Raw genomic sequence first — 26,024 nt, 5'->3', positions numbered from 1 at the left:
TCCCGATTTTCGATTTGATCAATCAGGCGCCGCGTCTACCTCGGTTGGGAAATCACGAGGCAGGGTCGATGCAGCGTTTCAAGAACATACTGGTGGTCTGCGACGGGCAAAGCGCGTTCGAGAGCGCCTTCGACCGCGTGGCCGGGCTGGCCAGGGCCAATACCGCCGAAGTTACGCTGATCGACGTGGTCGAAACCGCCGAGGGCGAGCTGGCGCGGCTTTTCTCGGCGCTGCCCGGGGCGCGCGGGCACGAGATCGAAGACCAGGTGATCGACGTACATCGGGCGCGGCTGGAGGCGCTTGCAGCCCCCCTGCGCGAACAGGACGTACCCGTCCGAACCACGGTGCAGTTGGGCATTCCGTTTATCCAGATCATCCGCCGCGTCCTGCGCGACGGCCATGACCTTGTGGTGAAGGGGGCCCAGCGTGCCCCGGCGCAGCCGTTTCTGCGCGGACCCGACATGCACCTGATGCGAAAATGCCCCTGCCCGGTCTGGGTGCTGAATTCCAGCGCCGAACCGTGCGCGCGCCACATCCTCGCCGCCGTCGCCCCCGACCCGGACGAAAAGGTGCAAGGCGGCCTGAACCGCACGATCATGGAGCTCGCCACATCGCTGGCCCGGCAGGACGAGGCGCGGCTCGACGTTCTGAACGTCTGGGACCTGCCCGAGGAATCGACCCTGCGCCACAGCCTGGCCAAGGTGCCGCCCGAAGAGGTGGACCAACTTGTCGCCAATGCAGAACGGCAAAGTGCCTCGCGCCTGCAGCAGCTGACCGGCGAATTCGCCCGCTACAACGACCTGATGCGGGTGCTGCACATCAAGGGCATGGCGGCCGACGTGATCCTGGAACACGTGGCCGCCGAGGGCATCGATACCATCGTGATCGGCACGCTTGCCCGCACCAGCGTCGAGGGGTTTTTCATCGGCAACACCGCCGAGACGGTGCTGAACCGCGTCACCGCCTCGGTGCTGGCGGTGAAACCGAAAGGGTTCGTCTCGCCCGTCACGCTGGACCGCATCACCGAAGAGGCCCTGGCATGAGCGCGCCCGCTTCCGAAAGCGCCGCGCCGGCGCCGCTCGGCAACGGCTGGGTGGGCGTTCTGCCCGTGGTGCTGGCCGCGGCCCTTTTCGCGGGCTTCGCCTCGATGCTGCCGGCCGTCGCCGCGGGATCGGTGCTGCGCTGGCAGGCCGATTGGGTGCCCTCGCTGGGCCTCTCGCTTGCGGTGCTGGTGGACGGGCTCAGCCTGACCTTTGCGCTGTTGATCAGCGGGATCGGGGCGCTGGTGCTGCTCTACTCGAACACCTATCTCGCGGGGCACCCGCAATACGGACGCTTCGCGCTTTACCTGACGGCCTTCATGGTCTCGATGCTGGGGCTTGTGCTGGCCGACGACCTGATCCTGCTGTTCGTGTTCTGGGAGTTGACCACGTTCACCTCCTACCTGCTGATCGGGTTCTCGCACGAGGCCGAGACAAGCCGGCGCAACGCGCTGCAGGCGCTGTTCGTGACCGCCGCCGGGGGGCTGGCCTTCCTTGCCGGGCTGATCCTGCTGGGCTTTGCCGCCGGCACCACCCGGATATCCGATATCCTGGCGCAGGGGGACGCGCTGAAGGCGCATGCCCTCTACCTGCCGATCCTGGTGCTGCTGCTGGCGGGCGCCTTCACCAAGTCGGCGCAGGTGCCGTTCCATTTCTGGCTGCCCAACGCGATGGCCGCGCCCACGCCGGTCAGCGCCTTTTTGCACTCGGCCACCATGGTCAAGGCCGGGATTTACCTGCTGGCGCGGATGCACCCGGCGCTGTCGGGCACCGGTGTCTGGCTGTGGACGCTCACGATCCTGGGGGCGGTGACGGCGGTCTTTGCAAGCCTGCTGGCGCTGCGCCAGACCGACCTGAAACAGGCGCTGGCCTATACCACGCTGATGGCGCTGGGCACGCTGACGCTGTTCCTGGGGCAGGAGTCGGGCTACGCGATGACCGCGTTCGCCACCTTCCTGATCGTGCATTCGCTTTACAAGGCGGCGCTCTTTCTGGTGGTGGGCTGCATCGACAAGGCGACCGGCACCCGCGAGGCCGAGCTGCTGGGCGGGCTGGGCCGCGCGATGCCGATCACAGCGATTGCCGCCGCCGTGGCCGCGATGTCGATGGCCGGCTTCCCGCCCTTCCTGGGCTTCATCGGGAAAGAGTTGAAATACGCGGGCGCGCTCGCCGTCGCGTCAGAACCCGTTTTGGTGGCGGGCGCGGTGCTGGTGTCCAACGCGCTGATGCTGGCCGTGGCGGGCGTGGTGGCGTTCCGCCCCTTCTGGCGACCCGCCAGCGGTCCCCTGCCCCGCAGCCCGGGCGAAGCGCCCTGGGCGATGCTGTCGGGACCCGTGATCCTGGCTGCTCTCGGGGCGCTCTTCGGGCTGTACCCAGATGTCTTGCAGCGCGCGCTGGTGGCCCCGACGGTCGTGTCACTGACCGGGACACCCGCCGAGGTGAAAGAACTCAAGCTCTGGGCCGGGATCAATATGCCGCTGGTGCTCAGCGCGACGACCTTCGTGCTGGGCCTGGCGTTTTATGCGTGGCACCGCCCGCTGCGTTCGGCGTTGGAGGCGGCGTTCAGCCGCCTGCCCAGCCTCGATGCCGGCTGGGACCGGTTCCTTGACGGGCTGAAGGCGCTGGCGGCATGGCAAACCCGCGTGATCCAGACCGGGCGGCTGACCGATTACCTCTTTGCCACCTTCGCGACGATCCTGCTGGGGCTCGCCGCGGGCATCATGGCGGGCGGGCTTCCGCCCTTGGCCATCGACGTGAGCGGGGCAACCTGGGTGCATGTGGCGCTGGCCGCCCTTCTGCTGGCCGGCGCCGGGTTGACGGTGGGCAGCGCCTCGCGCATCGCGGCGATCGCGGCGCTGGGGGTGGTGGGAATAGGCACCGCGCTGGTCTTTATCGTGTTCGGCGCGCCCGATGTGGCGATCACCCAGCTTCTGGTCGAAACGCTGGTGGTGGTGCTGGTCGCCGTGGCGCTGCTGCGCCTGCCCGCCTTGGCGCGCGACCGGTTTCGTCCGGCCCATGCGGCACTGGCCACCGCGCTGGGCGCGACCGTGGCGCTGGTGCTGCTGGCGGTACTGTCCGCGCCGCTCGACCGCCGCCTGACGGACTATTTCGAGGCCGCAAGCTGGCCGGAGGCCTATGGCCGCAACATCGTCAACGTGATCCTCGTCGATTTCCGCGCCCTCGACACTTTCGGCGAGATCGCCGTCGTCGTGATCGCCGCGCTGTCGGCCTATGCGCTGCTGCGCACCACCAAGGGGGATCGGACATGAACTCCGTCATCCTGCGCGCCGGCACGCGCTACCTCGTCGGGCTGTTGCTGGTGTTCTCGCTCTACATGCTGCTGCGCGGCCATAACGAGCCGGGCGGCGGCTTCATCGGCGGGCTGACCGGGGCCACCGGGTTCATCCTCTACGCCATCGCATGCGGCACGCGCGATGCCCGCGCCGCCCTGCGCGTGGCGCCCCAGGCCATCGCCGTTGCGGGCCTCGGCCTCGCCCTCATCGCGGGGCTGGCATCGGCGCTGTTCGGGGACGCGCTGTTTACCGGGCAATGGCTGTTTCTGGGCGCCAGCGAGACCGACAAGGGCCTGCCGCTGTCCACCGTGCTGGTGTTCGACATCGGGGTCTATCTCGTCGTCTTCGGGTCAGTGCTGACGCTGGTCTTCGCCATGGAGGAGGAACTCTGATGGAAACGCTGCTTGCGCTGACCATCGGCGCGCTGACCGGTGCCGCGATCTACCTGATGCTGGCGGGCAACCTGATGCGGTTCATCTTCGGGCTGGTGCTGATCTCGAACGCGGCCAACCTGACGATCTTTGCCGCCGGGCGCCTGACCGAGGGCGCACCGCCCCTGATCGCCGAGGGCGCCGACACGCTGACCGGCACGGCGGCCAACGCGCTGCCGCAGGCGCTGGTGCTGACGGCGATCGTGATCGGCTTTGGCCTGTTTGCCTTTGCCATCGTGCTGGTGTTCCGCGCCTGGACCACCCTCGGCACGCTGGAGCCCGACGAGATGCGCCTGGCCGAGCCACCGGAGGCGCGGCCGTGAGTTGGCTGCTATCCCTTCCCATCGCGATCCCCTTCGCCACGGCGGTCCTGGCCTTCCTGCTGCGCGATCGGAGCGCGGGGCGCTGGGTCTCGGTCGGCGGGTCGGCGCTGCTGTTGCTGGCCGCGGCGCTGTTGATGCGGGCGACCCTGGCCGAGGGCGTGATCGCCGGGCAGATGGGCGGCTGGCCGGCGCCTTTCGGCATCACGCTGGTGGCGGACCTCTTGTCGGCGGTGATGGTCCTGATCACCGCGATCATCGCGCTGGCGGTGGCGGTCTATGCGCTCGCCGACATCGACGCGCGGATGGAACACCTGGGCTATCACGCGCTGTTCAACGTGCTGATCGCGGGCGTCACCGGCGCCTTCCTGACGGGGGATCTGTTCAACCTCTATGTCTGGTTCGAGGTGATGCTGATCGCGTCCTTCGGGCTGCTGGTACTGGGCGGCCGGCCCGAGCAGATCGACGGCGGGGTGAAATATGTGGCACTGAACCTCGTCTCCACCATCCTGTTCCTCACCGGCATCGGGCTGCTTTACGGGATGACCGGCACCCTGAACATGGCCGACCTGGCCCAAGCGGTCGACGGCACCGACCAGGGCCTGCTGACGGTGGTGGCGATGCTGTTCATGATCGCCTTCGGGGTCAAGGCCGCGCTGTTTCCACTGTTTTTCTGGCTGCCGGCCGCCTATCACACGCCGGCCTTTTCGGTGTCGGCGGTGTTTGCGGGGCTGTTGACCAAGGTCGGCGTCTACGCGCTGATCCGGATGTTCACGCTGGTCTTCGACCATGACACCGGGTTCACCCACCAGATCCTGCTGTGGGTGGCGGGGCTGACCATGGTGACGGGCGTGCTGGGTGCGGCGGCGCAAAGCGACATGCGCAAGATCCTGTCTTTCCACATCGTCAGCCAGATCGGCTACATGATCCTGGGGCTTGCCCTGTTGACCCCGCTCGCGCTGGTCGGCGCGGTTTTCTACCTGGTCCACCACATCGTCGTGAAGGCGAACCTCTTTCTGATCGCAGGCGCCGCCCAGCGGTTGACCGGCAGCACCGAATTGTCGCGTATCGGCGGGCTTTACAAATCCGCGCCTCTGCTGGCCGTGCTGTTCCTGATCCCGGCCTTTTCGCTGGCGGGCTTTCCGCCGCTCTCGGGCTTCTGGGCCAAGTTCCTGCTGGTCAAGGCGGCGCTGGAGGCCGAGGGCTGGGTGATCGCCGGGGTGGCGCTGGCGGTGGGTCTGCTGACGATCTACTCGATGACCAAGATCTGGGCAGCCGCCTTCTGGGCCCCCCATCCCGACGGCATCGCGCCCCGTCTGTCACTGATCGCCCCGCGCGAGCGCGCCGCGCTGCTGGCCCCGGTGGCGGGGCTGGCGGCGGTGACAATCGTGATCGGCCTGGCGCCCGAACCCTTCGTCGCCTTCGCCGAGGCCGCGGCGGCGCAGATCCTGGACCCATCGGCCTATGTGACCGCCGTACTGGGAGACCCCAAATGAGCACCTTCGGCAACAATATCCTGCTGGCGCTGGCCTGGGTGTTCCTGACCGGCTCAGTCACGCTGGGCGGCCTGCTGAGCGGGTTCGTGATCGGCTATGGCGCGCTCTGGCTGATCCAGCCGCTGACCGGGTCCAGCCAGTATTTCCGCCGGGTGATCGCCTGGATCAAGCTGGTGGTCTTGTTCCTCTATGAACTGGCCCTGTCCAGCCTGGAAGTCGCCCGCGACATCCTCACGCCCGGCCAGACCGCGCGGCCCGCGATCATCGAGGTGCCGCTTGACGTGCAAACCGATGCCGGCATCCTGCTGGTGACCAACCTGATTTCGCTGACGCCCGGCACGCTGAGCCTCGATGTGAGCGACGACCGCAAGACGCTGCTGGTGCACGCCATGTTCGCCGACGACCCCGAGGCGCTGCGCGCCACTCTGAAATCGGGGATGGAACGCTGGGTGATCGACGCCGTGGAGGGAACCTGATGGAGAATTTCTTTGCAATCGCATTGGAGGCGGGCTTTGCCATGATCGTGCTGTCGGTGGTGCTGGCCTTTGTCCGGCTGGTGCGCGGGCCCAGCCTGCCCGACCGGGTGGTCGCGCTGGACATGATGACCGTGTCCATCGTGGCCTTCTGCGGGTTGTCTGCGATCCGCCATGATGCCCCGGCCTTTCTGGACGTGGCGGTCGTGCTGGCGCTGGTAGGCTTTCTGGCCACCGTGGCGCTGGCGCGCTTTGCCGAACGCAACAGCGCCCGAAACCGGGGGGACGACGCATGAGCGATGCGATCACGTCTGTCCTCATCCTTCTGGGCGGGGTTTTCGGGGTGCTCGGCGCCGTGGGCCTGCTGCGCATGCCCGACGTCCTGATCCGTATGCATGCCTCGACCAAGATCGGCACGCTGGCCTGCGGTTTGATCGTGATCGCCGCGGCGGTGCATTTCGGCTCGGCCGACATCACGATCCGGGCGGTCGCGATCTTGCTGTTCTTGCTGCTGACCGCGCCCATCGCGGCGCACATGATCGGGCGCGCCGCGGTCTCGACCGGGGTGGCGCTGTGGAACACGCGGCAGCCCCCGTCCACCACCCCACGACCCAAGGAGACACGATGACCGCAGGACCCGCCGCCCGGGGCGACACGCCCAAAGCGCCCCTTGACCGGATGGAACGGCTGATCGGCACGCCCGGTTTTCAGCGCGCGATCATGGCGGTGATCGTGGTGAACGCCCTTGTCCTGGGGCTTGAGACGAGCGATGCGGCGATGGAGGCCGCCGGGCCGGTTCTGCTGGCCATCGACCGCATCTGCCTGGCGATCTTCGTCGTCGAGTTGCTGGCGAAAATGGTCGTGTTTCGCACCCGTTTCCTGCGCGACCCGTGGAACGTCTTCGACGCGGCAGTGGTCGGCATCGCGCTGGCCCCGGCCTCCGAGGGGCTGTCGGTTCTGCGCGCGCTCAGGGTGCTGCGGGCGCTCAGGCTGATCTCGGCTGTGCCCGCCATGCGCCGGGTGGTAGCGGCGCTTCTGGCGGCGATCCCGGGGATGGGCTCGATCGTGGCGCTTCTGGGCCTGGTCTTCTACGTCTTCTCGGTGATGGCGACCAAACTGTTCGGCGCGGCCTTTCCCGAATGGTTCGGCAGCGTCGGCGCCTCGGCCTATACGCTCTTCCAGATCATGACGCTCGAAAGCTGGTCGATGGGAATCGTGCGCCCGGTGATGGAAAGCTTCCCGCTGGCCTGGGCGTTCTTCGTGCCCTTTATCCTGCTCACATCGTTCACGGTGCTGAACCTGTTTATCGGCATCATCGTCGAGGCGATGCAGGCCCAGGCGACCGATGCCGCCGGCGACCGCGAGGCACAGGAATTCGCCCGATTGAGGGAGGAACTGCAGCTCATGCGACAGGAAATCCGGGCACTTGCGCCGGACGCCGACACCCCGCGGTCCGGCGCTGCCTCGGGCGACCTGCGCCAAGACGGCCACCGATAGGTCAATCCTATCAAACAAACCGCCTGGATAGGATCGTACCCGTACCCCGGCGCACCCACATCAACGGTGGTGCAACGAAAACAGGGAGTTCGACATGCTTGACCAGACAAGACTTTCACCGGCGACAGGCGCAATCGATGCAGAAAATGCGGTTCGTCCGCTGGTGTCGCCTGTCACGCCGCGGTTCGGAGGTATCGACCTGGTGGTGGACTGGGGCGGCGATGTCGAGACGCTGGCACACAGGCTGCGGGTGTGCGCCGGGCCTTGCGGGCTTCGGCTTGCCGCCATCTGGAAAGACGGGCAACTGGTTTGGCCCGACGCCGGTGCGCCCGCAGGGGCCGGGCGCGCCTGGCAGTGCCGGTTCACCTCGCGCGCGCCCGCGGCAGAGGCGGAACGCGAGATCCCGCGCCTTCTCTACCTGGTCGCCGGAACGGTGCGATGGACCCACGCACACAAGCTCGATGACGCCGGAAAAGCGGGGCACGCATCATGACCAAACGTCTTGCCGCCTCGGCCCTCGGCCCGCGCCTGGAAGCGCTGCGCGACCGTCACCGCCAACTCGATGCGCTGGTGCACGAGGAATACCGTCGCCCTCTGCCCGACCTCGACCGCCTGCGCAGCCTCAAACGCGACCGCCTTCGGCTGAAGGACGCCTTGTCCGAACTGGAAGGCACGATGCGCACAATTGCCCGCGCACCGGGTCAAAATCACTGATCCAGGCACGCGGCCCGCAGTGGCCGCGTCCCGTCCCCGCGCCGAAACGAACGCAACGTAGGACTGCACCGATGTTTCCTGGCCCACCCTTCGCCCTGATAGCCGCCTGCCGCCTGTTCCACAGCCCCTCGATCGACGAGTTGCAGGAAGCGACGGAGATCGAAACCGCCCATGCCGGCGATCCCGCGGCCCCCGGCAGGCCGCGCGGCGACGGCGCAGTGATCGACCTGCAACTCGGCGCCGCTGCCCCGCCCGATGGCGGTGATGTCACGTCGGCCTCGTGACGCGATCCGCCCGCCCCCTGTGCGGCGCTGGCGTCGCGTCCTGCGCCTCTTTCAGTACGGCCTGACTGCCCCCGGAGAAAGATGGACCAGGACCCGACGCTGAAACAGCTGAAGTACTTCGCGGCGCTCTCCGAGGCAGGCCACTACCGCAAGGCCGCCGAGCGCGTGGGAATAAGCCAGCCCTCGCTCAGCTTACAGATTGCCACGCTGGAGACCCGTCTGGGCCTGATCCTGGTGGAGCGCGGCCGGGCGGGCGCCGTGCTGACGCCCGCGGGGCGCGAGGTGCTGGCCCGGGTCGGCCGCATCCTCGACGACGTCGCGTCGCTGAACGACCTGTCGGCGCGGCTTAAGACGGGCATGGCCGGCGCGCTGCGGCTGGGGTCCAGCCCGACGCTGGGCCCGTATATCCTTCCCAAGGTCGTCCGCCGTCTGCATGCCCGCTACCCCTCACTGAGACTGTATATTCACGACGCGGCGCCCCGGCGCTTGCTGGAAGATCTACTCGCGGGCAAACATGACCTGATCCTGACCCATCTTCCCGTGAACTCCTCGGACGTGACGGTCGAGCGGCTGTTCCGCGAACCGCTGAAAGTGGCTGTTGCCCGCGGCCATCCATTCGCTGGGCAAGCTGCGGTGCGCGATGAGGAATTGTCAGGCCAGACCGTTCTATCGCTGTCCAGCGCCTTCACCCTGCACGATCAGATCATCGGACTCTGCCACGAGTTGGGCGCGACCCTGCGGCAGGATTACGAGGGCACCAGCCTGGATGCCCTGCGCCAGATGACGGCCATGGACATGGGGCTTACCTTCCTGCCGGCGCTCTATGTGCAATCGGAGGTCACGAACCGCGGCGACGATGTCGAGATCCTTTCCTTCCGGCGCGACCGCTTTGCCCGCTCGATAGGTCTGGTCTGGCGGGCGTCGTCCGCGGACGACGCCAGCTTCCGCCGCTTCGCCTCGGTCATCCGGGAAGTCGCTGAAGAGGATTTCCCCGGTCTCGTCAGCACAGAGCGATGAAGCGACCGGATTGGGGCCGTCGGTACCGCGGTCCCATGGCCCATTATCTCCAGAGGCCGTCGTTGTCCGGTCAGGCGAAAAAGCGGCCGGCGCAGACTCGGCAGGACCAGTCTGTCATGGTCGGTTTGTAGAACCTCACGATGAAATCGATCGCGTCCTGCCTGGCATCGAATGGACCCATCCAACGATCCACCAAACCCTGACAGACGCCATTTCGACGGTCATCAACCGGGCGGCTTGCAACCCGATTGCCCCATCTCCACAGTGCGGTATGATTGCCCTTGTGCCGCCCAGATCTGATACCACTCGCAAAGCGCAGCGGCGCGGTCACGCATGGTCCGCCGTGCGGGGAAAGCAGCCTCTTTTAGCGTGATGACTCCTTGCTCCGGGCCGCGTCAGAGGCCAATCATCGGTTCAAGGTCCAACAGACGGGAAATCATTTGAAGATGAGACCAAGCTGAATGGCGCGGCTGATCCTGCACATCGGCACCCACAAGACGGCGACCACCACTCTCCAGAGAACCTTCAAGCGCAACCGGGCGCTGCTGGCGGAGCGTGGTGTGATCTACCCCGAGATCGGCGCATCAGCCGGGCATCACGCGCTGGTCACCCACTGGTTCGACATGCCCCAGTTCGCCGGCCTGGACCGCCCGATAGATGCCGCTTGGCGGACCATCTCCGAGCGCTACGCCGGAACCGATGCCACGGTCGTGCTGAGCAGCGAGGAGTTTTCCCGTGGCGATCGCGATCGGCGTGTCGATTTCACCGAATTGCGCGCACTGGTATCCGATTTCGAGGACGTAAAGGTGTTGTGCCTGTTGCGTGAACAGGCCGCGTTCCTGCAATCGATCTTCCTCCAGATGGCGAAATCGCACCGTCAGGTCGGGATGTACTGGCGCGAGTTCTACGACAAGACCATGAAAACGCGCTTAGCCTCAGGGTTGTTTCTCAACTACAACCAGCTTTACGACCATATCCTGACCGGTTTCGCACCCGAGGAAATCATCTTCCTGTCCTACGATGCGGCGTGCCGTGCGCCCGGCGGCGTGATCGGCAAGATACTGGAGATGACGGGGGCGCCCCTGACGGCCGATGATCTGGACCATGGGCCGCCGGCGAATGTCTCGCCCGAGCCGCTCAGCTTCTGGGCGGCGCGAATGATCGCCGGCGGCCATCAGATCAGGCCCGAGCTTCTGGATGCCGTGGGCCAGGCCATCCGACGGCAGTTCGGCGAGGATTGCCGCACGACGATCTTCAACGCGTCCGAACTGCGCGCCGTCATCAACCATTTCGACGCCGCCAACCGCCGCTTCGTCGAGCGGGTGGCCGAGGTCCAGCCCGAGTTCGTACTACCGCCGTCGCGGCTCACCGAGGATCATGTCGACCGCGGCCAGTTGACGGCCGGATTCTGGATGACGGTGGCGCGCATGGTCTATGCAGAGTCGATGCAATCGGAACGAGAGTCCGGTTAGCGGAGGCTTTGTATCGACCTTGAAACGGGATAACGGCGTGCGGGCAGACAAATTCGAACCCGTCTGATCGAGGGCAGTGACGCTGTCGCTCATGCCGCGGCAGGGCCCCGCCACTTTAGCCAGTGCAGCGGCGCGATTGGTCCAGTGACTCTCTCGGCAAAGAGGCTGCGGCCGTCGCCGATGTGGTTCGACATGGAGGCGTGAACGGCGGCAAACATCTGAAGACGTCGCATACGCCGGAACCCGAGCAGACCTTGTGACCTTGTCGGTAGGTTGTGGCGGGAACAAGGTCGAGACACACCCCAAACGGGTTCCGGGTACGGTTCGAGGAACACGGAACCGGCGTCCGATGCGGATCAGCGGCGGCGAGACGCGCCAGGACCGGCAGGAATGCCGTTTCGCCAGGAATTCAAGCCCTTGCAGCGCCGGCAGATACGCTCTCCGAACCCTTCGCTCCAGAATTCGGTGTCGCAGCGAAGGCATCGGCGCGCGCGTGGTATGTCGCCCAAGGCCCTTTCGGGCGCGATGTCCGGCGTTGCTGCCTTAGCCATGGCCTTGTTCGCACTCATATCTGTGCCGCAACGAGGCGGGTGCGCGAGGGCGGCCACGTCTCCGGTCTCGAAGGCATGCCTTCGTTTTCGGCGGCCTGGATTGGCGTATTGTCCCGCGCAACTTGGTTATACGTGCTCGAGTCCGGCACATCCCCGTCGGACGCGGTCGTGCGGAGCCCCGAGTAGAGCTGTCGCAGATGCGCCTCGGTGACGCTGTCGGCCACCATCACGAGGCGCACCATCGGATCGGCCAGCATTTCTTCAAGAAAGAAGTCGGACAACGCCCTGCCCGTCAGCTTGTCCCGGGCGCGTGCATGGTCCAGGTCGGCAAGCAAAACGGTCAGGGTCCTTGCAAGCCCGGGATGTGATCTCCGAGGATGAAGCTTCACCAGAACGGAGGCTTTCCAGGCGTCGGGGTGCAAATGGTCCGACGGCGAAACCAGCTCGGTTTCGATCTCGTACTCTCCCGCCGAGAGCGTCTCGCCAAAGCCGGGAACGGTGAACGGCCGGGCGAAAACAGCAACGGTCTTGCTGGTCAGGTCGTCCATCGGCGCGGTCCTTTCCGGTGTTGCGGCGGGTGGTCCGCGCCGGCTTTCCGAAAAGCAGCGCGTGCCCCGTGCAAGTCTCAGGATGTCTTGGATTTCGGAGGCGCATCCTTGCCGGTGGCCTTGGGCTCTTTCTCTTTGGCAGGGGTCGCCGCGGTTTCGGCAGGCTTCGGCTGAATTGCGGCCGCAGCCCTGGCGGTCAGGTCTTTGAAAGACATTTCACAGATCCTTTGATTGGCCGGTGCCAAATCCCTTGTCCATGCCGGACCGGGATGTTTGGCGTCGGTATCATGTATATGGGGACTGGCGACCCGATTTACGATGGTGCGCCGCCAAGGAAACCATGGTCGGTCCGAATTCCACAAGGGTGAAGCACGAGAAGGCGCACACGGCGACGACCGGCGCCGAGACCAACAAACAAGGCCCGGCGGAATGTCCGACACGGATGAAACGGGCGGTGTCATGCAGACTGGCCCTTTTCCGTCGAACCGCGCATAGTCACTCACGCCCTGAAGTTCGCCGCGCGGAAAACCGACCGGTTGGCTCAGTACCAATCCGAACACAACTCAACCTTAAGGAAATCAGATGCCCAAAGGCAACAAGTCGCGCGGAAACCGAGAAGCGAAGAAGCCCAAGAAGGTCAAGGAAAAGGTCTTGGCAACGGCCGACTTCTCGAAAGGAAAATCGCAGGTCAGTATCGGAGAAAAGAAGAAACCGTAGAGCATGAAGATGATGCAGGCCACGACTGTGCCGGCCCCGATTGGGGCGCGCCAAGCTGTCTCTACGGAGTTTCGCGCCAAGAGCAGGGAAATGGCCCGCAGCACAATCCGTATTTCGGGTTAACCGAGGACGGCACTCACCTCGCTGAGCGATCGCGGGATCTCGGGTCCGAGTTGCGCAGTATCTGCGCGTTCTCATGCCTGCGGGAGGGCCGGTTCTGGCAGACCAATTCGAAGCAGTATCGGCTTGGACGGTGACGCTGTCCCCGATACCGCGCCGAGACCGCGCCACTCGGCACCGGCGGCGGCGAATTTCTGCGGACTTCGCATCCGCCGCATCCGACCTTGATGCCCGCTCTATGGCTGCTTAGCCGAACACCCCCGGCCGGCGACCTGCTGCCCGATGCTAGGCTACGCATGTCGTTCCGCGCGTAGTACCTCATGAATGAGCGGGTTTGGAAACTTCCGGCCGATCGTCACAGCCGCGAAGGCTTCCCGGACGTCGTCAAGACGGGCGTATTCCTTCAGTCTTCCAGCTTCCAATTCGTCCTGAACGACGATGGGAGGAATGACCGCGACACCGGCATCGGCGCGCGCCAGAAGGCGCAGCATGGCCATGTCATCCGCTTCTGCCGCGATCCGCGGGACGATACCGAGCCGTTCCAGAAGGGCGTCGAACCCTGCGCGGAGTGACGTCTCTGGGGTCGGCAGGACAAGTGGTTCCGACGCCAGAATGCGTGCGACATCGGTTTCGCCACCGGACAGCCGATCCGGTGTGCCGACAAGGCTGACAGGTTGGTCAGCCACGTGATGGACGAGATAGGGGCTGGCGGCGTCCCTTGCCGGGATGAGATTCGTCAGCACGATGTCGAGCGATTGCGCCTCGAGGCCGCGAAGGAGCACCTCCTGTGTTCCCGACCTCAGAACCACTTCAACATCGTCGCGCCCGATGAGGGGCGCGAGAAACGATATCTGGAAGTTCCGCGACAGGGTGGCAAGCGCACCGATCCTTAGAACACGACGCTTCGCCTCGGCGCGTTTCAGCGTCGATGTCAGGTTCTCTGCGGCCCTGAAAATCTCGTCAGCATGATCGAGCGCGATCCGGCCAGCTTCTGACAGGAACAAATTGCGCCCGCGCCGCTCGAACAGATCGTGGCCCAGGGCGGCCTCGAGCGACTTGATCTGCGTCGAGACCGCCGATTGCGAGATGTTGAGCGCCCGCGCCGCTCCCGTCAGCGTACCGTCCCTTGCGACAGCACGAAACAGGCGCAGGTGATGAAGATTGAGTTCCGACATCATTCCATAAATTAGAATGGTTTCTCTCATAATATGAAATTTTCTTTAAGTTTGCCATCACATATCCGGCGACCAAGGCCCCACACGGAGAAATTTCATCATGGTTTCGCTCTCGTTTCTTGCACCCTGCGTTCTGTTGGCTGTCGCGACCCTTGCATGGCGCCGGCCCGGCCGCCGTCCGGAGGGCTTGCCGCAACTTGCGGAATACGCGGCACTTGCGGCGCTTGCTCTCGCTGAGCTCGGAGTCGTGCAGGTCACGGTCGCCGGTCCTGCGATGCTCTCGGTTCTCGGCGGTCCCTTGGATTTGATCCTAAGAGCCGATCCGGTAACCGTCACTCTGGCGCTTCTCGTCGCCTTCATCGGTTGGGTCGTCATTCGCTACAGCCGCACCTATCTCGACGGCGAGGCGCAGGAGGGCCGGTTCCTGGCGCTCATGCTCGCGACATTGGCTGCTGTGCTGTTGTTCGTGCAATCGGGCAGCCTGGCCATCCTGATCCTGTCCTCGTTTCTGGTCGGATTGGGCCTGAAACGCCTGCTGCTGTTCTATTCCGATCGTCCCGAAGCCCGCAGGGCGTCGACGAAATTCGCGCTCGTCTGGCATGGTGCCGACGCGGCACTGGTTCTCGCGGCGGTGCTGCTGGCCGGGAGCTATGGAACCGGCGATGTCAGCAGGATTGCGACGGCTGCGTCCGATGCGAGCCTGACCTGGGCCGCCTCGCTTGCGATCGCGCTCATCGTTCTCGCGGCGGCGCTGAAGACCGCAGCCTTCCCGCTGCATGGTTGGCTGACGGAAGTCATGGAGGCGCCAACGCCAGTTTCTGCACTGCTTCACGCTGGCATCATCAACTCGGGCGGCGTCCTGCTGATTTCGCTGGCGGGCCTTGTGCAACAGAGCCCCGGCGCCATGGCGGCGCTCGTGATGATCGGGGGGTTCACCGCGCTCTTCGGTGCAGCCGTGATGCTGACGCAGAGTGCGGTGAAGACTTCGCTCGCCTGGTCCACCGTTTCGCAGATGGGGTTCCTGCTATTGCAATGCGGGCTTGGTCTCTGGGCACTTGCCCTGCTGCACATCGTTGCGCATTCGCTTTACAAGGCGCACGCCTTCCTCTCCTCGGGCGGCGCAGTGCAGGCCGTGGCGGGTTTGCGACGCCCGGGGCCGATCGCGGTCCCGAGAATCCTGGCGGTCCTCAAATCGTTCGCCCTCGCGCTAGTGCTCTACGCTGCGATCGCCACCGTCTTCACCGCGCTCGTGGGGCCGAAGACGGCCCAGGCGCTGGCCCTCGGCGCGATCCTGATCTTCGGCGTCGCCTACCTCGTTGCGCAGGGACTGGCCGACCAGGCGCCGGCCGAACTGACCAAGCGCACGTCGCTGGCGTCGCTGGGCGCGGCGGTGGCCTACTTTGCCTTCCAGGCAGCCGCGCAAGCCATCTGGGGACCGGCCCTGCCGCCGACGCCGGTGCCAGGGCCTTTGGAATGGGCGCTCATCATGCTTGCGGTGGCCTCGTTCGGCCTTGTCGCCTTCGCGCAGGCGCTCTTCCCGCTCTGGGCGCATCACCCCTCCACCGCCGGACTCCGTGTGCACCTCGCCAACGGCTTCTACCTGAACGCTTTGCTCGACCGCGCCATCGGCGGCTTTCGCAACCCGAAAACCCACTGAAATCATGGAGAACGACATGGTCCTGAAGCACTCGCAAATCGCACCCTCCCTGATGTCAGCGATCCTGAAAGCCGCCGAAGTTGCAGCGCGGCGCATCCCGCCCGCGTTCCCTCTGGAGGCGACCGTTGCGGTCAACCCGTTCCTCGGGCAGACCGGCGAAGACCTCGCAACGGCCTCGGCACGACTGCAACGGGTCGCGGGCGTTCGGGCGGTCCGGGCGGGTGCGGACCATGCCGCTGCCATCGAGGATGGACAGCTCACCGACGCAGTGTTGGCAGAAGCACTCTCCGCTTCGACGTCGCCTCTCAAGCCCAAGGACCTGGCCTCTCTCAAAGCGTTCGCGGCCGGAACCGCGACCTGCGAACCAACTGCCTTGCCAACCGTGGCCGACCTTGCGGCCGAGGCGACGGACGTGGACTGGCCTTCGATCATCGAAAAATCCGTTGGCGTTTGGGCTGCGGGGCAGTTCGACCGGGGCCAGGCCCTCTGGTCGCCAGCGCCCGACGCCGAAGCGTTCGCCTCTTGGCGCGCTTGGGCCACGCACGACCTGACCCCCGAGATCGCTGGCCTGACCGGATTCTGTGCCCATGTGGCGGCGGCTCCGGACACTGCAGATCGCGCAATCCTGCGCGCGGCCGAGGCACTGGGCCTGGACGAGGCCGCGGCGGAGACCGCCTTTCACCGTCTCTACATGGAACTCGGCGGCTGGTCGCAGCATGCGCGCTGGCTCTTGTGGCATGCGGAACTCACCGGTGGGACGGACCGGACGATGGCCGATCTGCTTGCGATCCGACTGATCTGGGAGGAAGCGCTTCTGGCGCATGTGCCGGAGATCGGAGAAAAGTGGGCCGAAACCGTCTCGGCGCATGGCGCACCAGTTAAGCCCTCGGCAGAGGATGTTGCCCTGGCAATCCTGCAAGAGGCGTCGGAGCGGGCGCATCAACGCGGGCTTTTTGCGGCACTGGACGGAGAAACCGCGCCGAAAGACCGCCCCGCGCTTCAGGCCGCATTCTGCATCGACGTCCGGTCCGAGCTCTTCCGGCGGGCGCTGGAAGACGTCGATCCGTCGATCGAGACGATCGGTTTCGCGGGGTTCTTCGGTCTGCCGCTGGCGCACAAGGCGCATGGCTCGGATGTCGTCGAGGCACACCTGCCGGTCCTTCTGAACCCGGCCGTCGTAACGACGAGCCATGCCGAGCCTGAAAAAGAGAAGGACGCCCGGATCGCCGCGCGCACCGCCCGGGCCTGGGGCCGGTTCCGTCAGGCAGCGGTATCGTCCTTTGCCTTCGTCGAGGCGGCAGGGCCGTTCTATGCCGGAAAGCTGGTGCGCGATGCCTTGGGCCGAGGAGCCAGGTCGGAAAAGCGGACCCCGGCGCCATGGGTTGTCGGCGGTCTCGATGCCAGGGCAAAGGCCGATACGGCAGCCGCCGTGCTGGGCGCCATGAGCCTGACCAAGGGGCATGGCGAGATCGTTCTGCTACTGGGCCACGGCGGACAGGTGACCAACAATCCGCACGAGAGCGCCTATCATTGCGGCGCTTGCGGCGGATACACGGGTGAGGTGTCGGCCCGGCTCTTGGCCGCTCTGCTGAATGATCCCGAGACCAGGACAGGTCTGGCTGAGCGCGATATCATGGTCCCGGAAGACACGCTCTTCATCGCCGGGCTGCACGACACGACGACCGACGAGATCACGATCTACGACGACGGGTTGCCATCAGACCGGGGCGACGACATCCGCCGGATGAAGGGCTGGTTGAAACAGGCCGGAAAGATAACCCGTGCGGAACGGGCGCCGAGCCTGCCCGGGGCCACGCCGATGACCATCGCCGAGCGCGCGCTCAATTGGGCCGAGGTCCGGCCGGAATGGGGTCTCGCCGGATGCGCCGCCTTCATCGCGGCCCCACGCGCGGCGACCGCAGGCAGGGACCTTGGAGGACGTGCCTTCCTTCACAGCTACGACTGGCAGGCCGACGACAGCTTTGGCACGCTGGAACTGATCATCACCGCACCTGTTGTCGTGGCAAGTTGGATCAGCCTGCAATATTACGGCTCGTCCGTGATGCCGGACGTGTTCGGTGGCGGCAACAAGCTCATTCACAACATCGTCGGCGGCATCGGTGTCATCGAGGGTAACTCGGGCCGGCTGAGACCGGGCCTGCCATGGCAGGCCGTTCACGATGGCGAAAAGCTGATGCACGAACCGCTGCGCCTATCCGTCATGATCGAGGCACCGCGCGAGGCGATCACCGGCGTCCTCATGCGTCATCCGGAGGTCCGCGATCTATTTGACAACGGCTGGCTGCATCTCTTCAGGTTGAAGGATGGCAAGGTCGATGCCCGGTATCGTCCCGGTCTGATCTGGGCGGAGCCGCAGGAGCTCCTCGCGGCGTGATACGGAGACCGGGTTGATAGAGCAAATCGAGGGCGAGCTTTTCTTGCCGGGAGCCCGGCGGGCCCCAGTCGAGCAGAGCACCAAAGCTTCTATGCCGTATTCAAGACACCCCAGGAGTTTCGGCCGGTCGCGGAGGGTCGGGATCTCGGCACCCTTCCGGTCGAAAGGGTTCTGTCACCGGGAATGATGCTGATATTCTCGGGTCGTCGCTGGATCGTGCAGGAGGTTCACGACTGCGAAACGGTTATCTTGGTTGCCCCTGCGATGCTCTGCCGCCCGAATCCTGCGGCTGAGAGACATCGAAACGTCGCAACCGCCGCCCGGTCAGGATCCGCGTAGGGCCGCCGCGCATCCCGCTGCGGGCCACACGGAAGCGATCTGTCTTGATCCTGTGTGTCTCGATGAAGGGAAGGAACGGTTCGGTATGGTCGACCATCGGCGGCGCCATCAGTCTCACGTCCTGGAGGGCGCTTGCCGTAAGCTCCGCCCATGCCTCGGCTATGTCACCGATGGGGCTTTCGCGGTCGCGCTTCACGATCCATTCGAAACTCGTTCTAAGCGCATTGCTCAGACGATTGATGGGCAGCTCGGTCTCGGGTTTCAACATGAGCTACCCGACCATCATTTAATACGTTTCGACACTCAGGATTCGATCATACGGGTATGGCGTGGACCCAGACCCGATCGGGGGAGAGCATCATCTCGCCCGGGTGCAGTTCGTATGTTACCAGCGGCCCGTCCTTGCCGGCGGAATAGTCGAGGCACAGCGCGTTCGGGCCCTGCAGCACCGGATCGCCGTTGAGCCAGTAATGGCCAAAGAAGACGGGGCGTTCGTGGGCGGGATAGGTCTGCGCCACCAATGAGCCTGGTAGCGGGGCATCCGGCAGATCGGCAAGGACCGGTACCGAGATCGCGATATCTCGCCAGCTTCGCGCGTCCGCATTCCACCATTGCAGCCGGACATGATCGCGGTGGGTGCCGTCCTTGTCACGGAAGGAAAACCCATCCGGGAGGCGGTGTTCGGGCCCTTTGGTGATTTCCTCCGCAAGGTGAAAAAGCTCGGCGGCCGGATCAGCGGCCCGAATCAACTGCTCGTCCGACAGCACTCCGTCTGCGGTGAGCTCGCGCAACCGATCAATCGAGCCATCGAGCCATCGATCCAGCACGCATGTACGGCGCGGAATCCCTCGGCTTCAAGAAACAGCGGGAGGCTGCGCATCCAGGCAAGCGCCTCCTCGGTCTCGTCGGCACCGACGGGAAACTCCGCCAGAAAGCTCCGGTGCTGGCGCAGGTTCTTGTCGGAGTGGGCCCGAAGCGGCAGGCCGGTTTCGGGGTGCGCCGTGTGAAAGTGAAGGGCGTTGAGTTCGTGATTTCCCATGATCGCGCGGGCCTTGCCGCTGTCGATCAGATCGCGCACCAGGCGAATGACGCCGCGGTTGTCAGGCCCGCGGTCGATGAAATCGCCCAGAAAGACGATGCTTCTCTCCGGGTCCGGATGGATCCAGCCTGCCGGGCTGCGCCGCCATCCGAGCGCGTCTAGCGCGGTCCGCAGTTTGGCGATCTGTCCGTGGATATCGGGGATGATGTCGATTGTTCCCATTCACTCTCCTGAAGCTCATTGCGGCGTCGGCCATGCGCCCTGCACGCCACCATTCACGGGCTCGCGACTGAATAACCGTAGCCGGTGCTGGCAGACGAGTTCAAACGGGCCTCCCAAAGGACAATGACGCTGTCCCCTATGCAGCGCCGCAGGAACGAAGCTTGTCGGTGACGATGACCTCGGGACGACCGTGCTTACGCATTGCTTTCCTGAGCAATTTCAAAGGGGCTTTCCTGTCACGGGTCTTGGTCACGAAGGTTTCCATAACCGCGCCCTAGAGATTCACCGCCCGCCTGAGGCAGTGCCGCTCGCCGTTGATCTTCACGAAATTCTCGTCGGGGTGCCACCGCCGGCGACTGGACCGCATTCCCTCGGTCCGCCGGTTCCGGTTCTCGGCTGCGAAGATCGGCCCGAGCCGATGCCACCAGATGCGCACCGTCTCGTGGCAGATGTCGACGCCGCACTCGTGCGGGAGGTCCTCGAAGATGAGGGGCGACTGAGGGCCCCGGATGTACATCATCACCGCCAGGCGGATGATATCCGGGCTCGTCTCGAACCACTTGATGGGGCTGGGTTCGGCCATGTGTCGACGCGAGCCAGCACCCTGCCCCGCCTCCGGCCGGGTATTTCCGACAGTGCCCCCTGCCCCGCCTCAAGCCAGGATTCCACGACACCTCCGTCATGGGGACAGGATAGGCGTTACGCAGCCCGGTGGTCGCCAAGGCCCGATATGGCCTGGATCAGGCTGTCCTCTGTCACTTCGTCAGAGGTGAAGGTCCGCATGATCCGGCCCGAATACATGGCCACGATCCGGTCAGACACATGCAGCACCTCGGGCATCTCGGAACTGATGACCATGACGGCGTAGCCTTGGGCTGCCAGGCCACGCAGCAGATTGTGAATCTCCGACTTGCTACCCACATCGATGCCCCGCGTCGGCTCGTCGACGATCAATACGTTGGGATGCATGGACAACCACTTGCCAATCACGATCTTCTGCTGATTGCCGCCTGAAAGGTTGCCGACCTTCTGTTTCCAGCCCGGTGTGCGGATATCCAGCCGATCACGGTACAGGTCAAAGATCGCGATCTCCGCTCCCTCGGCCACGAAAGGTCCTGCCTTCAGATCGTCCACCTGCGGCAGGGTCATGTTGTCCCGGCAATTCATGCCAAGAACCAGCCCCTGCCCCTTGCGGTCTTCGGGGACAAGGCTGATACCCCGTGCGATGGCATCGGCGGGCGAATGGATGCGCACCTCCTGGCCGTCAAGCAGGATCTTGCCCGCGGACGGATCGCGCAGGCCGAACAGCGTCTCGGCGATCTCGGTCCGCCCGGCACCGACCAGGCCATAGAAGCCGACAACTTCGCCGCGGTAGATCTCGAAGTCGATTTCTTGATAGAGGCCGCCGCAGCTCAGTCCCCGCACCTCGATCGCCACATCGCCCAGCTCATGATGCGAGGCATTTCGGCTGAGGTCGAGCTTGCGGCCAATCATCATCTGGGTGACGGATTCCTCGTCGGCATTGGCCGTCTCGACAGTACCTTGGTATTCGCCATCGCGCAGAACCGTAATTCGGTCGGTGATCTTGAAGATCTCCTCCATCCGGTGCGAAATGTAGATGATCCCCACACCATCCGCCTTGAGATCGGCGATCACGTCGAACAGCACGACTTTCTCGGCATCGGTCAGCGACGCGGTCGGCTCGTCGAAAATCACCGCCTTGGCGTCGACAGTCAAAGCGCGGGCGATTTCAACCATCTGCTGATTGGCGATGGACAGGTCACCGACGAGCGTCCGGGCATCGAACCCGACGTTGAGCTTCTTGAGGATCGCGTTGGTCTGTTCGGCGAGCCTGCTCCAATCGACCCGCCCGAAACTCTTTCGGGGCAATTCGCCGAGGTATATGTTTTCGGCGACGGACAACTCTTCGGCGAGGCTCAGTTCCTGGTGAATGAAGACAATGCCATTGGCCTTTGCTTCCAGTGGGCCGGACATCACGATCCGGTCACGCCCCATATAGATCCCGCCGCCGTCGGGCTGGTGCAGACCCCCCAGCACCTTCATCAGCGTGGACTTGCCCGCGCCGTTTTCACCCATCAAGGCATGCACCTCGCCCGGCAACACCGAGAGCGACACGTTGTCGAGTGCACGCACCCCGGGAAACGTCTTGACGATACCTTCGAGGCGCAGAATCGGGTCGGTCATAGCTTCAACTCCTCTTTGCCCCTGATGTTCAGCTGCCGGTCCAGGATCAGCACGGCAATCAGGATCAGACCGATCACCAGGTTTACCGTCGACGTGTCGGCGCCGATATGTCCCAACCCCTTGCGCAAGAGCTGTATGGCGATGACGCCGCCGAAGGTGCCGATCACGCTGCCCGCGCCGCCGGTGATCTTGGTGCCGCCCAGCACAACTGCGGTGATGACCCACAACTCGTAGAGCTGCCCGTCATTGGGATTCACCGATCCGCTTTCGGAGTAGAAGACCACTGCGGAGAGTGCGGCGAGAAAACCGATGATGGCGAAATTGATCATCATGTGCGGCCCGACACGGATACCGGCGTTCACGGCAGCCTCGCGGTTGTCGCCGATGGCATAGGCATTTCGGCCATGAACCGTGCGCGTCATCACGAACCAGATCGCCAGTGTCACGCCCAGCAGGAACCAGGTCGGCGTATGGATGCCCAGCAACTGCGCCTCGGCGAAATCCACCAACGTCCAGTTCAAGTGACTTGTGGGATTTTCGCCATTGAACATGAAGACCATGCCGCGATAGCCGAGCATCGCCCCCAGCGTCACGATGAACGCGTCGACGCCGGTCTTCCACACGATGAGCCCGTTCAGGGCGCCCAGCAGCGTGCCGACCGTCAGCGCCAAGAGCCAGGACACGGGGATGACCCAGTCACCGAGGCCGGCAAAGATCGGCCAGGTCATGCTGTCCAGCAAGACGATGGCCGCGATGGCGAAGGTTGCACCGACGCTGAGGTCGATATTGCCGTTGATCATCACGATGGTCATCCCAATCGCGATGATTCCGATCGGTGCCGACTGCTTGAGCAGCAGCAGCATGTTATCGAGATCCATGAAGGCGCTGTCGCTCAGCGACAGGAATTGCCCGGCGACGCTGAAAAAGATCAACTCCAGCAGAATGAAGCCCCAAATGGCGCCCTTCTTGAGCGCGTCGGAGAGTTTGCCCGCTTTCATCTATGCCTCCCTCACGCGATCGGCGACCAGAGCTTGCCGCGCTTGGCTGCGACGTCGAGCCAAACGGCAAGAATGATGATTACCCAAGTCACGACGAACTGGACGTAGAATTGCAGGCCGATCAACAGCAGGCCATTCTGAATGAAGCCGAGGATCAGGACCCCGATAACGGTCTTGAATACCGTGCCGGACCCTCCCAACAGGGACGCGCCGCCCAGGATGACGGCCGCGAGCACTTCGAGCTCGAGGCCCTGACCGACGGTGTTCTGCGACCCGAGGCTGCGGCTGGCTTGGATAAGACCGGCGGTCGCGACGCAGCCCGCGGACATCAGATAGCAGGTGAACACGGTCCGTGCGCGCCGAATGCCCGAAAAGGTCGCAGCGGTGCCGTTCCCGCCCACTGCATAGACCTTGCGCCCGAACGGTGTCTTGGCCAGCACGAGGCCCAACAGCGCGGCGAGCCCCGCGAAGATCAGGATCGGCACCGGGATGCCAAGCGCCGTGCCCTGTCCGAAGACGCTGAACCAGGTGCCCTCTTTGTCGGCGATGTCCATGTTCTGGCCGCCGGAATAGGTCAGTGTGAGCCCATGTATCGCCGACAACATCCCCAACGTCACGATCAGCGAGTTGAGCTTGAGATAGCCGACCAGGAAGCCGATCAGCCCGCCGAGGGCGAGCGTCATCAAGAACATCGCGGGGATCGCCAGAAACGGCCCGATCTTGTCATGCAGATCCAGCACCACGATGGTCGAGAACGACATCATCGACCCCACGGACAGGTCGAGATTGCCGCTAATGACCACGAAGGTTACGCCCAGCGCCATGACCCCCAGGATGGCCGAGGACCGCACGACGCTGAACAGATTGTCGACCGTGAGGAATTTCGGGTTCCCGAGGGCAAAGGCGATCATGAAGAGTGCAAAGGCGATCAGGATGCCCTGTTTCGCCAGAATACTGCCGATCTGCTGCTTGGTGAGTGTCGCCATGAACCCCTCCCTAAGGCCGCTGGCATTCCGTGAAGTGTCAGACTCGCGCCGCTTCGAAGGCCTTTCGGATCAGACCAGCGTCATGCCTCCGTCGATCATGACGATCTGACCGGTCATGTAATCGCTGTCCTTCGAAGCGAGGTAGGTCGTTGTTCCTGTGATGTCGCACGGAAGCGCAACGCGCCCCCTCAGGATCTCGGCCGAGAACTTCTCCATCGCCTGGCCAGGGCGCTCCGCGGCGCCGATCTCCATCAGGTCGCGGTCGACCTGTTCCCACATTTCGGTCGCCACCACGCCCGGCGCGAAGCCCGTCACGGTGATATCATGCTTGGCAAGATCCCGGGCGCCCGATTGCGTGAGCGAGACCACCGCCCATTTCGAAGCGCAGTACGGCGCCACGTTGTCGAAGCCCTGACGGCTGGCGATGGACGCCGTGTTGATGATCTTTCCGCCGCTGCCCTGTGCGATCATCTGGCGCGCGGCTTCCTGCATTCCGATCATGCAGCCCAAGGCGTTCACTCCCATGATGAAATTCCAGTTGTCCTCGGTCACGTCGAGGAAGTTCATCGGCTTGTTCACACCGGCATTATTGAACTTCACGTGCAGCGGCCCGAGGTTTTCCACCGTGTGTGCGATCATCGCACGAACCTGCCCGCGATCCGTGACGTCGACCTGCGCCGAGGTGACATTGGCGTCCCGGCTTGCGAGCCGCGCCCGGTTCTGCTCGGCGACCTCCGCGACCTTCGCGCCGTCGATATCCGCGAAGCACACCTTCGCACCTTCGTCCAGTAGCGCCTCTCCGATGGCCCGCCCGATTCCCTGAGCGGCACCGGTCACGATACAGACCCGTCCAGCAACACGTCCCACGACAACCTACCCGCAATGCAATTTCTCGGATTCGGTGTGCGGGGCATGAACCGGCCACACCCCGCACCAGGGAGGAAACGCTCAGAAAACGGGTTTGCTGAACTCGTCCATGTTGTCCTGCGTGATCTTCGGAGTGTCGAAGTAGTTCAGAAACGGCACCTCCTTGCCGTTCAGTACGTCGAGTGCGGTCTGGAGCGCCGCTTCGGCGTCATCGACAGGTGACTGGTAGATCGAGCCCCAATAGTCGCCCGCCGCCATCGCCTCGTAGCCCACGGCAAAGTTGGTGGCGCCCACGAAGATGATGCCGTCGCGCCCGGCGGCCTTGGCGGCGTTCAGCGCGCCGACACCCATGTTGTCGTCGCCGGCATAGACACCGTCTATGTCATCGTACTTGACCAGGAAGGCTTCCATGACTTGCTGCGACTTCTCGCGGTTCCAGTCACCGGGCTGCGTCTCCATCAAAGTGACGTTCGGGCAGACCTCGGGAAGGCGATCTTCGAAGCCCTTGGCACGTTCGATTGCGGTCGTGTAACCGGGCTGGCCGGAGATCTGCACGATCTGGGCCTCGTCCTCGATCCCCATTTCCTTGAACTTGTCGCACATGATCTCGGCCGACCGCGAGCCCTGCGTGATGTTGTCGGGTCCCGAGAAGCTTGCCACGAAGTCAAAGCCGGGTTCGGCGATATTGGAATTGGTGACGATCACCGGGATGTCGGCCTGGTGCGCCTTGCGGACCGCGGGGATCACCGCTTCGCCGTTCGTCGGCCAGATGATTATGGCATCGACTTCCTGCTGGATGAGGTCTTCCATCTGGGCGATTTGGCGCGCGACGTCGCCCCCGGCGTCCAGCACGACAGCTTCCACCGCGTCGTTGGCTTCGGCGGCCGCAATGAAAGCCTTTTCATAGGTGGTCTGGTAGCTGTCGACGCCGACGTTGTTCTGCGTGATGCCGATCTTCATGGTGTCGGCGGATGCCGTCCCGGTCATTACGGCCATGGCCGTTGTTGCCGCAAGAGCGAAGCGAAGTTTCATCTGGTTCCTCCCAAAGACTATCAGTCTGGGACACCGCGCATTTGGGCGGCTCCCAAAGGCGTCCCTCCCCGGACGCCATATCATCATTCGGCACACCGAACGATTGCCAGTAGCCTGACGCTTTCCCCTCGAAGG

Annotated in this window: 27 protein-coding genes and 1 pseudogene; 17 read left to right on the top strand and 11 right to left on the bottom strand. The window is 64.4% G+C overall.

Annotation, left to right across the window (positions count from 1 at the left end):
* Nucleotides 1-68: 68 nt before the first annotated feature.
* The 14 genes from Ga0609869_RS10330 to Ga0609869_RS10265 all read left to right on the top strand — a co-directional run bounded on the left by Ga0609869_RS10330 (nucleotide 69) and on the right by Ga0609869_RS10265 (nucleotide 11,038).
* A complete protein-coding gene (locus Ga0609869_RS10330) occupies nucleotides 69-1,043 on the top strand; it encodes a universal stress protein (protein ID WP_125406845.1) in 975 nt (324 codons plus the stop codon).
* Entirely contained in the window at nucleotides 1,040-3,310 is a 2,271-nt protein-coding gene (gene mbhE, locus Ga0609869_RS10325; protein ID WP_125406842.1) for a hydrogen gas-evolving membrane-bound hydrogenase subunit E, read from the top strand. The genes Ga0609869_RS10330 and mbhE overlap by 4 nt, the downstream gene beginning before the upstream one ends.
* Complete coding sequence (locus tag Ga0609869_RS10320) at nucleotides 3,307-3,726, top strand: Na+/H+ antiporter subunit B (protein WP_125406840.1); 420 nt, start codon at nucleotides 3,307-3,309, stop codon at nucleotides 3,724-3,726. Before mbhE ends, Ga0609869_RS10320 begins: the two co-directional genes overlap by 4 nt.
* On the top strand, nucleotides 3,726-4,088 hold the full coding sequence (locus Ga0609869_RS10315; RefSeq protein ID WP_125406838.1) for a Na+/H+ antiporter subunit C: 363 nt from the start codon (nucleotides 3,726-3,728) through the stop codon (nucleotides 4,086-4,088). The genes Ga0609869_RS10320 and Ga0609869_RS10315 overlap by 1 nt, the downstream gene beginning before the upstream one ends.
* Nucleotides 4,085-5,581: a Na+/H+ antiporter subunit D gene (locus Ga0609869_RS10310; RefSeq protein WP_125406835.1), complete on the top strand. Its 1,497-nt coding sequence runs from the start codon at nucleotides 4,085-4,087 to the stop codon at nucleotides 5,579-5,581. The genes Ga0609869_RS10315 and Ga0609869_RS10310 overlap by 4 nt, the downstream gene beginning before the upstream one ends.
* Nucleotides 5,578-6,057 carry a Na+/H+ antiporter subunit E gene (locus tag Ga0609869_RS10305; RefSeq protein WP_125406832.1) on the top strand — a complete coding sequence of 160 codons (480 nt, stop codon included), beginning with the start codon at nucleotides 5,578-5,580 and terminating at the stop codon, nucleotides 6,055-6,057. The genes Ga0609869_RS10310 and Ga0609869_RS10305 overlap by 4 nt, the downstream gene beginning before the upstream one ends.
* Nucleotides 6,057-6,350 (top strand): MrpF/PhaF family protein, encoded by a 294-nt coding sequence (locus Ga0609869_RS10300; protein ID WP_211336822.1) that lies wholly within the window; start codon nucleotides 6,057-6,059, stop codon nucleotides 6,348-6,350. The genes Ga0609869_RS10305 and Ga0609869_RS10300 overlap by 1 nt, the downstream gene beginning before the upstream one ends.
* The gene (gene mnhG, locus Ga0609869_RS10295) at nucleotides 6,347-6,682 is read left to right on the top strand and encodes a monovalent cation/H(+) antiporter subunit G (RefSeq protein WP_125406829.1); all 336 of its coding nucleotides are present in this window, start codon (nucleotides 6,347-6,349) and stop codon (nucleotides 6,680-6,682) included. Before Ga0609869_RS10300 ends, mnhG begins: the two co-directional genes overlap by 4 nt.
* Nucleotides 6,679-7,551 carry an ion transporter gene (locus Ga0609869_RS10290; protein WP_245972334.1) on the top strand — a complete coding sequence of 291 codons (873 nt, stop codon included), beginning with the start codon at nucleotides 6,679-6,681 and terminating at the stop codon, nucleotides 7,549-7,551. Before mnhG ends, Ga0609869_RS10290 begins: the two co-directional genes overlap by 4 nt.
* A 94-nt stretch (nucleotides 7,552-7,645) precedes the next feature.
* Nucleotides 7,646-8,044 carry a hypothetical protein gene (locus tag Ga0609869_RS10285; protein ID WP_125406826.1) on the top strand — a complete coding sequence of 133 codons (399 nt, stop codon included), beginning with the start codon at nucleotides 7,646-7,648 and terminating at the stop codon, nucleotides 8,042-8,044.
* The gene (locus tag Ga0609869_RS10280) at nucleotides 8,041-8,265 is read left to right on the top strand and encodes a YdcH family protein (RefSeq protein WP_125406823.1); all 225 of its coding nucleotides are present in this window, start codon (nucleotides 8,041-8,043) and stop codon (nucleotides 8,263-8,265) included. The genes Ga0609869_RS10285 and Ga0609869_RS10280 overlap by 4 nt, the downstream gene beginning before the upstream one ends.
* 71 nt (nucleotides 8,266-8,336) lie before the next feature.
* The gene (locus Ga0609869_RS10275; protein ID WP_125406820.1) at nucleotides 8,337-8,549 is read left to right on the top strand and encodes a hypothetical protein; all 213 of its coding nucleotides are present in this window, start codon (nucleotides 8,337-8,339) and stop codon (nucleotides 8,547-8,549) included.
* An 81-nt stretch (nucleotides 8,550-8,630) separates the two neighbouring features.
* The gene (locus Ga0609869_RS10270; RefSeq protein ID WP_125406817.1) at nucleotides 8,631-9,566 is read left to right on the top strand and encodes a hydrogen peroxide-inducible genes activator; all 936 of its coding nucleotides are present in this window, start codon (nucleotides 8,631-8,633) and stop codon (nucleotides 9,564-9,566) included.
* Between the two features lie 461 nt (nucleotides 9,567-10,027).
* Nucleotides 10,028-11,038 carry a sulfotransferase domain-containing protein gene (locus tag Ga0609869_RS10265; RefSeq protein ID WP_125406814.1) on the top strand — a complete coding sequence of 337 codons (1,011 nt, stop codon included), beginning with the start codon at nucleotides 10,028-10,030 and terminating at the stop codon, nucleotides 11,036-11,038.
* 565 nt (nucleotides 11,039-11,603) lie between these two features.
* On the opposite strand, the gene Ga0609869_RS10260 is transcribed toward Ga0609869_RS10265, so the two are convergent.
* A complete protein-coding gene (locus tag Ga0609869_RS10260) occupies nucleotides 11,604-12,137 on the bottom strand; it encodes a hypothetical protein (protein WP_125406811.1) in 534 nt (177 codons plus the stop codon).
* 582 nt (nucleotides 12,138-12,719) lie between these two features.
* Here Ga0609869_RS10260 and Ga0609869_RS10255 point away from each other — a divergent pair.
* Entirely contained in the window at nucleotides 12,720-12,854 is a 135-nt protein-coding gene (locus Ga0609869_RS10255; protein WP_281273299.1) for a hypothetical protein, read from the top strand.
* Nucleotides 12,855-13,264: 410 nt separating this feature from the next.
* Here Ga0609869_RS10255 and Ga0609869_RS10250 read toward each other — a convergent pair whose 3' ends face one another.
* Entirely contained in the window at nucleotides 13,265-14,149 is an 885-nt protein-coding gene (locus Ga0609869_RS10250) for a LysR family transcriptional regulator (protein WP_125406808.1), read from the bottom strand.
* A 100-nt stretch (nucleotides 14,150-14,249) separates the two neighbouring features.
* On the opposite strand from Ga0609869_RS10250, the gene Ga0609869_RS10245 reads away from it, so the two are divergent.
* Complete coding sequence (locus tag Ga0609869_RS10245; RefSeq protein ID WP_125406806.1) at nucleotides 14,250-15,806, top strand: proton-conducting transporter transmembrane domain-containing protein; 1,557 nt, start codon at nucleotides 14,250-14,252, stop codon at nucleotides 15,804-15,806.
* A 52-nt stretch (nucleotides 15,807-15,858) separates the two neighbouring features.
* Complete coding sequence (locus Ga0609869_RS10240) at nucleotides 15,859-18,201, top strand: YbcC family protein (protein ID WP_438826880.1); 2,343 nt, start codon at nucleotides 15,859-15,861, stop codon at nucleotides 18,199-18,201.
* A gap of 244 nt (nucleotides 18,202-18,445) precedes the next feature.
* Here Ga0609869_RS10240 and Ga0609869_RS10235 read toward each other — a convergent pair whose 3' ends face one another.
* The 9 genes and pseudogenes from Ga0609869_RS10235 to Ga0609869_RS10190 form a co-directional block, all read right to left on the bottom strand.
* Nucleotides 18,446-18,808 carry a hypothetical protein gene (locus tag Ga0609869_RS10235; RefSeq protein WP_125406803.1) on the bottom strand — a complete coding sequence of 121 codons (363 nt, stop codon included), beginning with the start codon at nucleotides 18,806-18,808 and terminating at the stop codon, nucleotides 18,446-18,448.
* A gap of 46 nt (nucleotides 18,809-18,854) precedes the next feature.
* Nucleotides 18,855-19,307 carry a metallophosphoesterase family protein gene (locus tag Ga0609869_RS10230; RefSeq protein WP_245972330.1) on the bottom strand — a complete coding sequence of 151 codons (453 nt, stop codon included), beginning with the start codon at nucleotides 19,305-19,307 and terminating at the stop codon, nucleotides 18,855-18,857.
* Nucleotides 19,286-19,801 (bottom strand): metallophosphoesterase, encoded by a 516-nt coding sequence (locus Ga0609869_RS10225; RefSeq protein WP_245972329.1) that lies wholly within the window; start codon nucleotides 19,799-19,801, stop codon nucleotides 19,286-19,288. Before Ga0609869_RS10225 ends, Ga0609869_RS10230 begins: the two co-directional genes overlap by 22 nt.
* Before the next feature lie 139 nt (nucleotides 19,802-19,940).
* Nucleotides 19,941-20,384, bottom strand: a pseudogene (locus tag Ga0609869_RS10215) (DDE-type integrase/transposase/recombinase); the annotation flags it as partial.
* 116 nt (nucleotides 20,385-20,500) lie between these two features.
* A complete protein-coding gene (locus tag Ga0609869_RS10210) occupies nucleotides 20,501-22,006 on the bottom strand; it encodes a sugar ABC transporter ATP-binding protein (protein ID WP_125406794.1) in 1,506 nt (501 codons plus the stop codon).
* Complete coding sequence (locus tag Ga0609869_RS10205) at nucleotides 22,003-23,004, bottom strand: ABC transporter permease (protein ID WP_125406791.1); 1,002 nt, start codon at nucleotides 23,002-23,004, stop codon at nucleotides 22,003-22,005. The genes Ga0609869_RS10210 and Ga0609869_RS10205 overlap by 4 nt, the downstream gene beginning before the upstream one ends.
* Before the next feature lie 11 nt (nucleotides 23,005-23,015).
* Complete coding sequence (locus Ga0609869_RS10200) at nucleotides 23,016-23,990, bottom strand: ABC transporter permease (RefSeq protein ID WP_125406788.1); 975 nt, start codon at nucleotides 23,988-23,990, stop codon at nucleotides 23,016-23,018.
* Nucleotides 23,991-24,059: 69 nt separating this feature from the next.
* Complete coding sequence (locus tag Ga0609869_RS10195; RefSeq protein ID WP_125406785.1) at nucleotides 24,060-24,857, bottom strand: SDR family oxidoreductase; 798 nt, start codon at nucleotides 24,855-24,857, stop codon at nucleotides 24,060-24,062.
* An 81-nt stretch (nucleotides 24,858-24,938) separates the two neighbouring features.
* Nucleotides 24,939-25,889, bottom strand: coding sequence for a sugar ABC transporter substrate-binding protein (locus tag Ga0609869_RS10190; protein ID WP_125406782.1), 951 nt, complete (start codon nucleotides 25,887-25,889; stop codon nucleotides 24,939-24,941).
* Nucleotides 25,890-26,024: the final 135 nt, after the last annotated feature.

It is taken from the genome of Rhodovulum iodosum (genome assembly GCF_041020385.1).
In the GTDB taxonomy this organism is placed as follows: domain Bacteria; phylum Pseudomonadota; class Alphaproteobacteria; order Rhodobacterales; family Rhodobacteraceae; genus Rhodovulum; species Rhodovulum iodosum.
This window is presented reverse-complemented; position numbering and strand designations above follow the sequence as displayed.

Coding starts and splice junctions, on each gene's coding strand:
- Ga0609869_RS10330 (WP_125406845.1), top strand. CDS start 69: ATGCAGCGTTTCAAGAACATACTGGTGGTCTGCGACGGGCAAAGCGCG.
- mbhE (WP_125406842.1), top strand. CDS start 1,040: ATGAGCGCGCCCGCTTCCGAAAGCGCCGCGCCGGCGCCGCTCGGCAAC.
- Ga0609869_RS10320 (WP_125406840.1), top strand. CDS start 3,307: ATGAACTCCGTCATCCTGCGCGCCGGCACGCGCTACCTCGTCGGGCTG.
- Ga0609869_RS10315 (WP_125406838.1), top strand. CDS start 3,726: ATGGAAACGCTGCTTGCGCTGACCATCGGCGCGCTGACCGGTGCCGCG.
- Ga0609869_RS10305 (WP_125406832.1), top strand. CDS start 5,578: ATGAGCACCTTCGGCAACAATATCCTGCTGGCGCTGGCCTGGGTGTTC.
- Ga0609869_RS10300 (WP_211336822.1), top strand. CDS start 6,057: ATGGAGAATTTCTTTGCAATCGCATTGGAGGCGGGCTTTGCCATGATC.
- mnhG (WP_125406829.1), top strand. CDS start 6,347: ATGAGCGATGCGATCACGTCTGTCCTCATCCTTCTGGGCGGGGTTTTC.
- Ga0609869_RS10290 (WP_245972334.1), top strand. CDS start 6,679: ATGACCGCAGGACCCGCCGCCCGGGGCGACACGCCCAAAGCGCCCCTT.
- Ga0609869_RS10285 (WP_125406826.1), top strand. CDS start 7,646: ATGCTTGACCAGACAAGACTTTCACCGGCGACAGGCGCAATCGATGCA.
- Ga0609869_RS10280 (WP_125406823.1), top strand. CDS start 8,041: ATGACCAAACGTCTTGCCGCCTCGGCCCTCGGCCCGCGCCTGGAAGCG.
- Ga0609869_RS10275 (WP_125406820.1), top strand. CDS start 8,337: ATGTTTCCTGGCCCACCCTTCGCCCTGATAGCCGCCTGCCGCCTGTTC.
- Ga0609869_RS10270 (WP_125406817.1), top strand. CDS start 8,631: ATGGACCAGGACCCGACGCTGAAACAGCTGAAGTACTTCGCGGCGCTC.
- Ga0609869_RS10265 (WP_125406814.1), top strand. CDS start 10,028: ATGGCGCGGCTGATCCTGCACATCGGCACCCACAAGACGGCGACCACC.
- Ga0609869_RS10260 (WP_125406811.1), bottom strand. CDS start 12,137: ATGGACGACCTGACCAGCAAGACCGTTGCTGTTTTCGCCCGGCCGTTC.
- Ga0609869_RS10255 (WP_281273299.1), top strand. CDS start 12,720: ATGCCCAAAGGCAACAAGTCGCGCGGAAACCGAGAAGCGAAGAAGCCC.
- Ga0609869_RS10250 (WP_125406808.1), bottom strand. CDS start 14,149: ATGTCGGAACTCAATCTTCATCACCTGCGCCTGTTTCGTGCTGTCGCA.
- Ga0609869_RS10245 (WP_125406806.1), top strand. CDS start 14,250: ATGGTTTCGCTCTCGTTTCTTGCACCCTGCGTTCTGTTGGCTGTCGCG.
- Ga0609869_RS10240 (WP_438826880.1), top strand. CDS start 15,859: ATGTCAGCGATCCTGAAAGCCGCCGAAGTTGCAGCGCGGCGCATCCCG.
- Ga0609869_RS10235 (WP_125406803.1), bottom strand. CDS start 18,808: ATGTTGAAACCCGAGACCGAGCTGCCCATCAATCGTCTGAGCAATGCG.
- Ga0609869_RS10225 (WP_245972329.1), bottom strand. CDS start 19,801: ATGGGAACAATCGACATCATCCCCGATATCCACGGACAGATCGCCAAA.
- Ga0609869_RS10210 (WP_125406794.1), bottom strand. CDS start 22,006: ATGACCGACCCGATTCTGCGCCTCGAAGGTATCGTCAAGACGTTTCCC.
- Ga0609869_RS10205 (WP_125406791.1), bottom strand. CDS start 23,004: ATGAAAGCGGGCAAACTCTCCGACGCGCTCAAGAAGGGCGCCATTTGG.
- Ga0609869_RS10200 (WP_125406788.1), bottom strand. CDS start 23,990: ATGGCGACACTCACCAAGCAGCAGATCGGCAGTATTCTGGCGAAACAG.
- Ga0609869_RS10190 (WP_125406782.1), bottom strand. CDS start 25,889: ATGAAACTTCGCTTCGCTCTTGCGGCAACAACGGCCATGGCCGTAATG.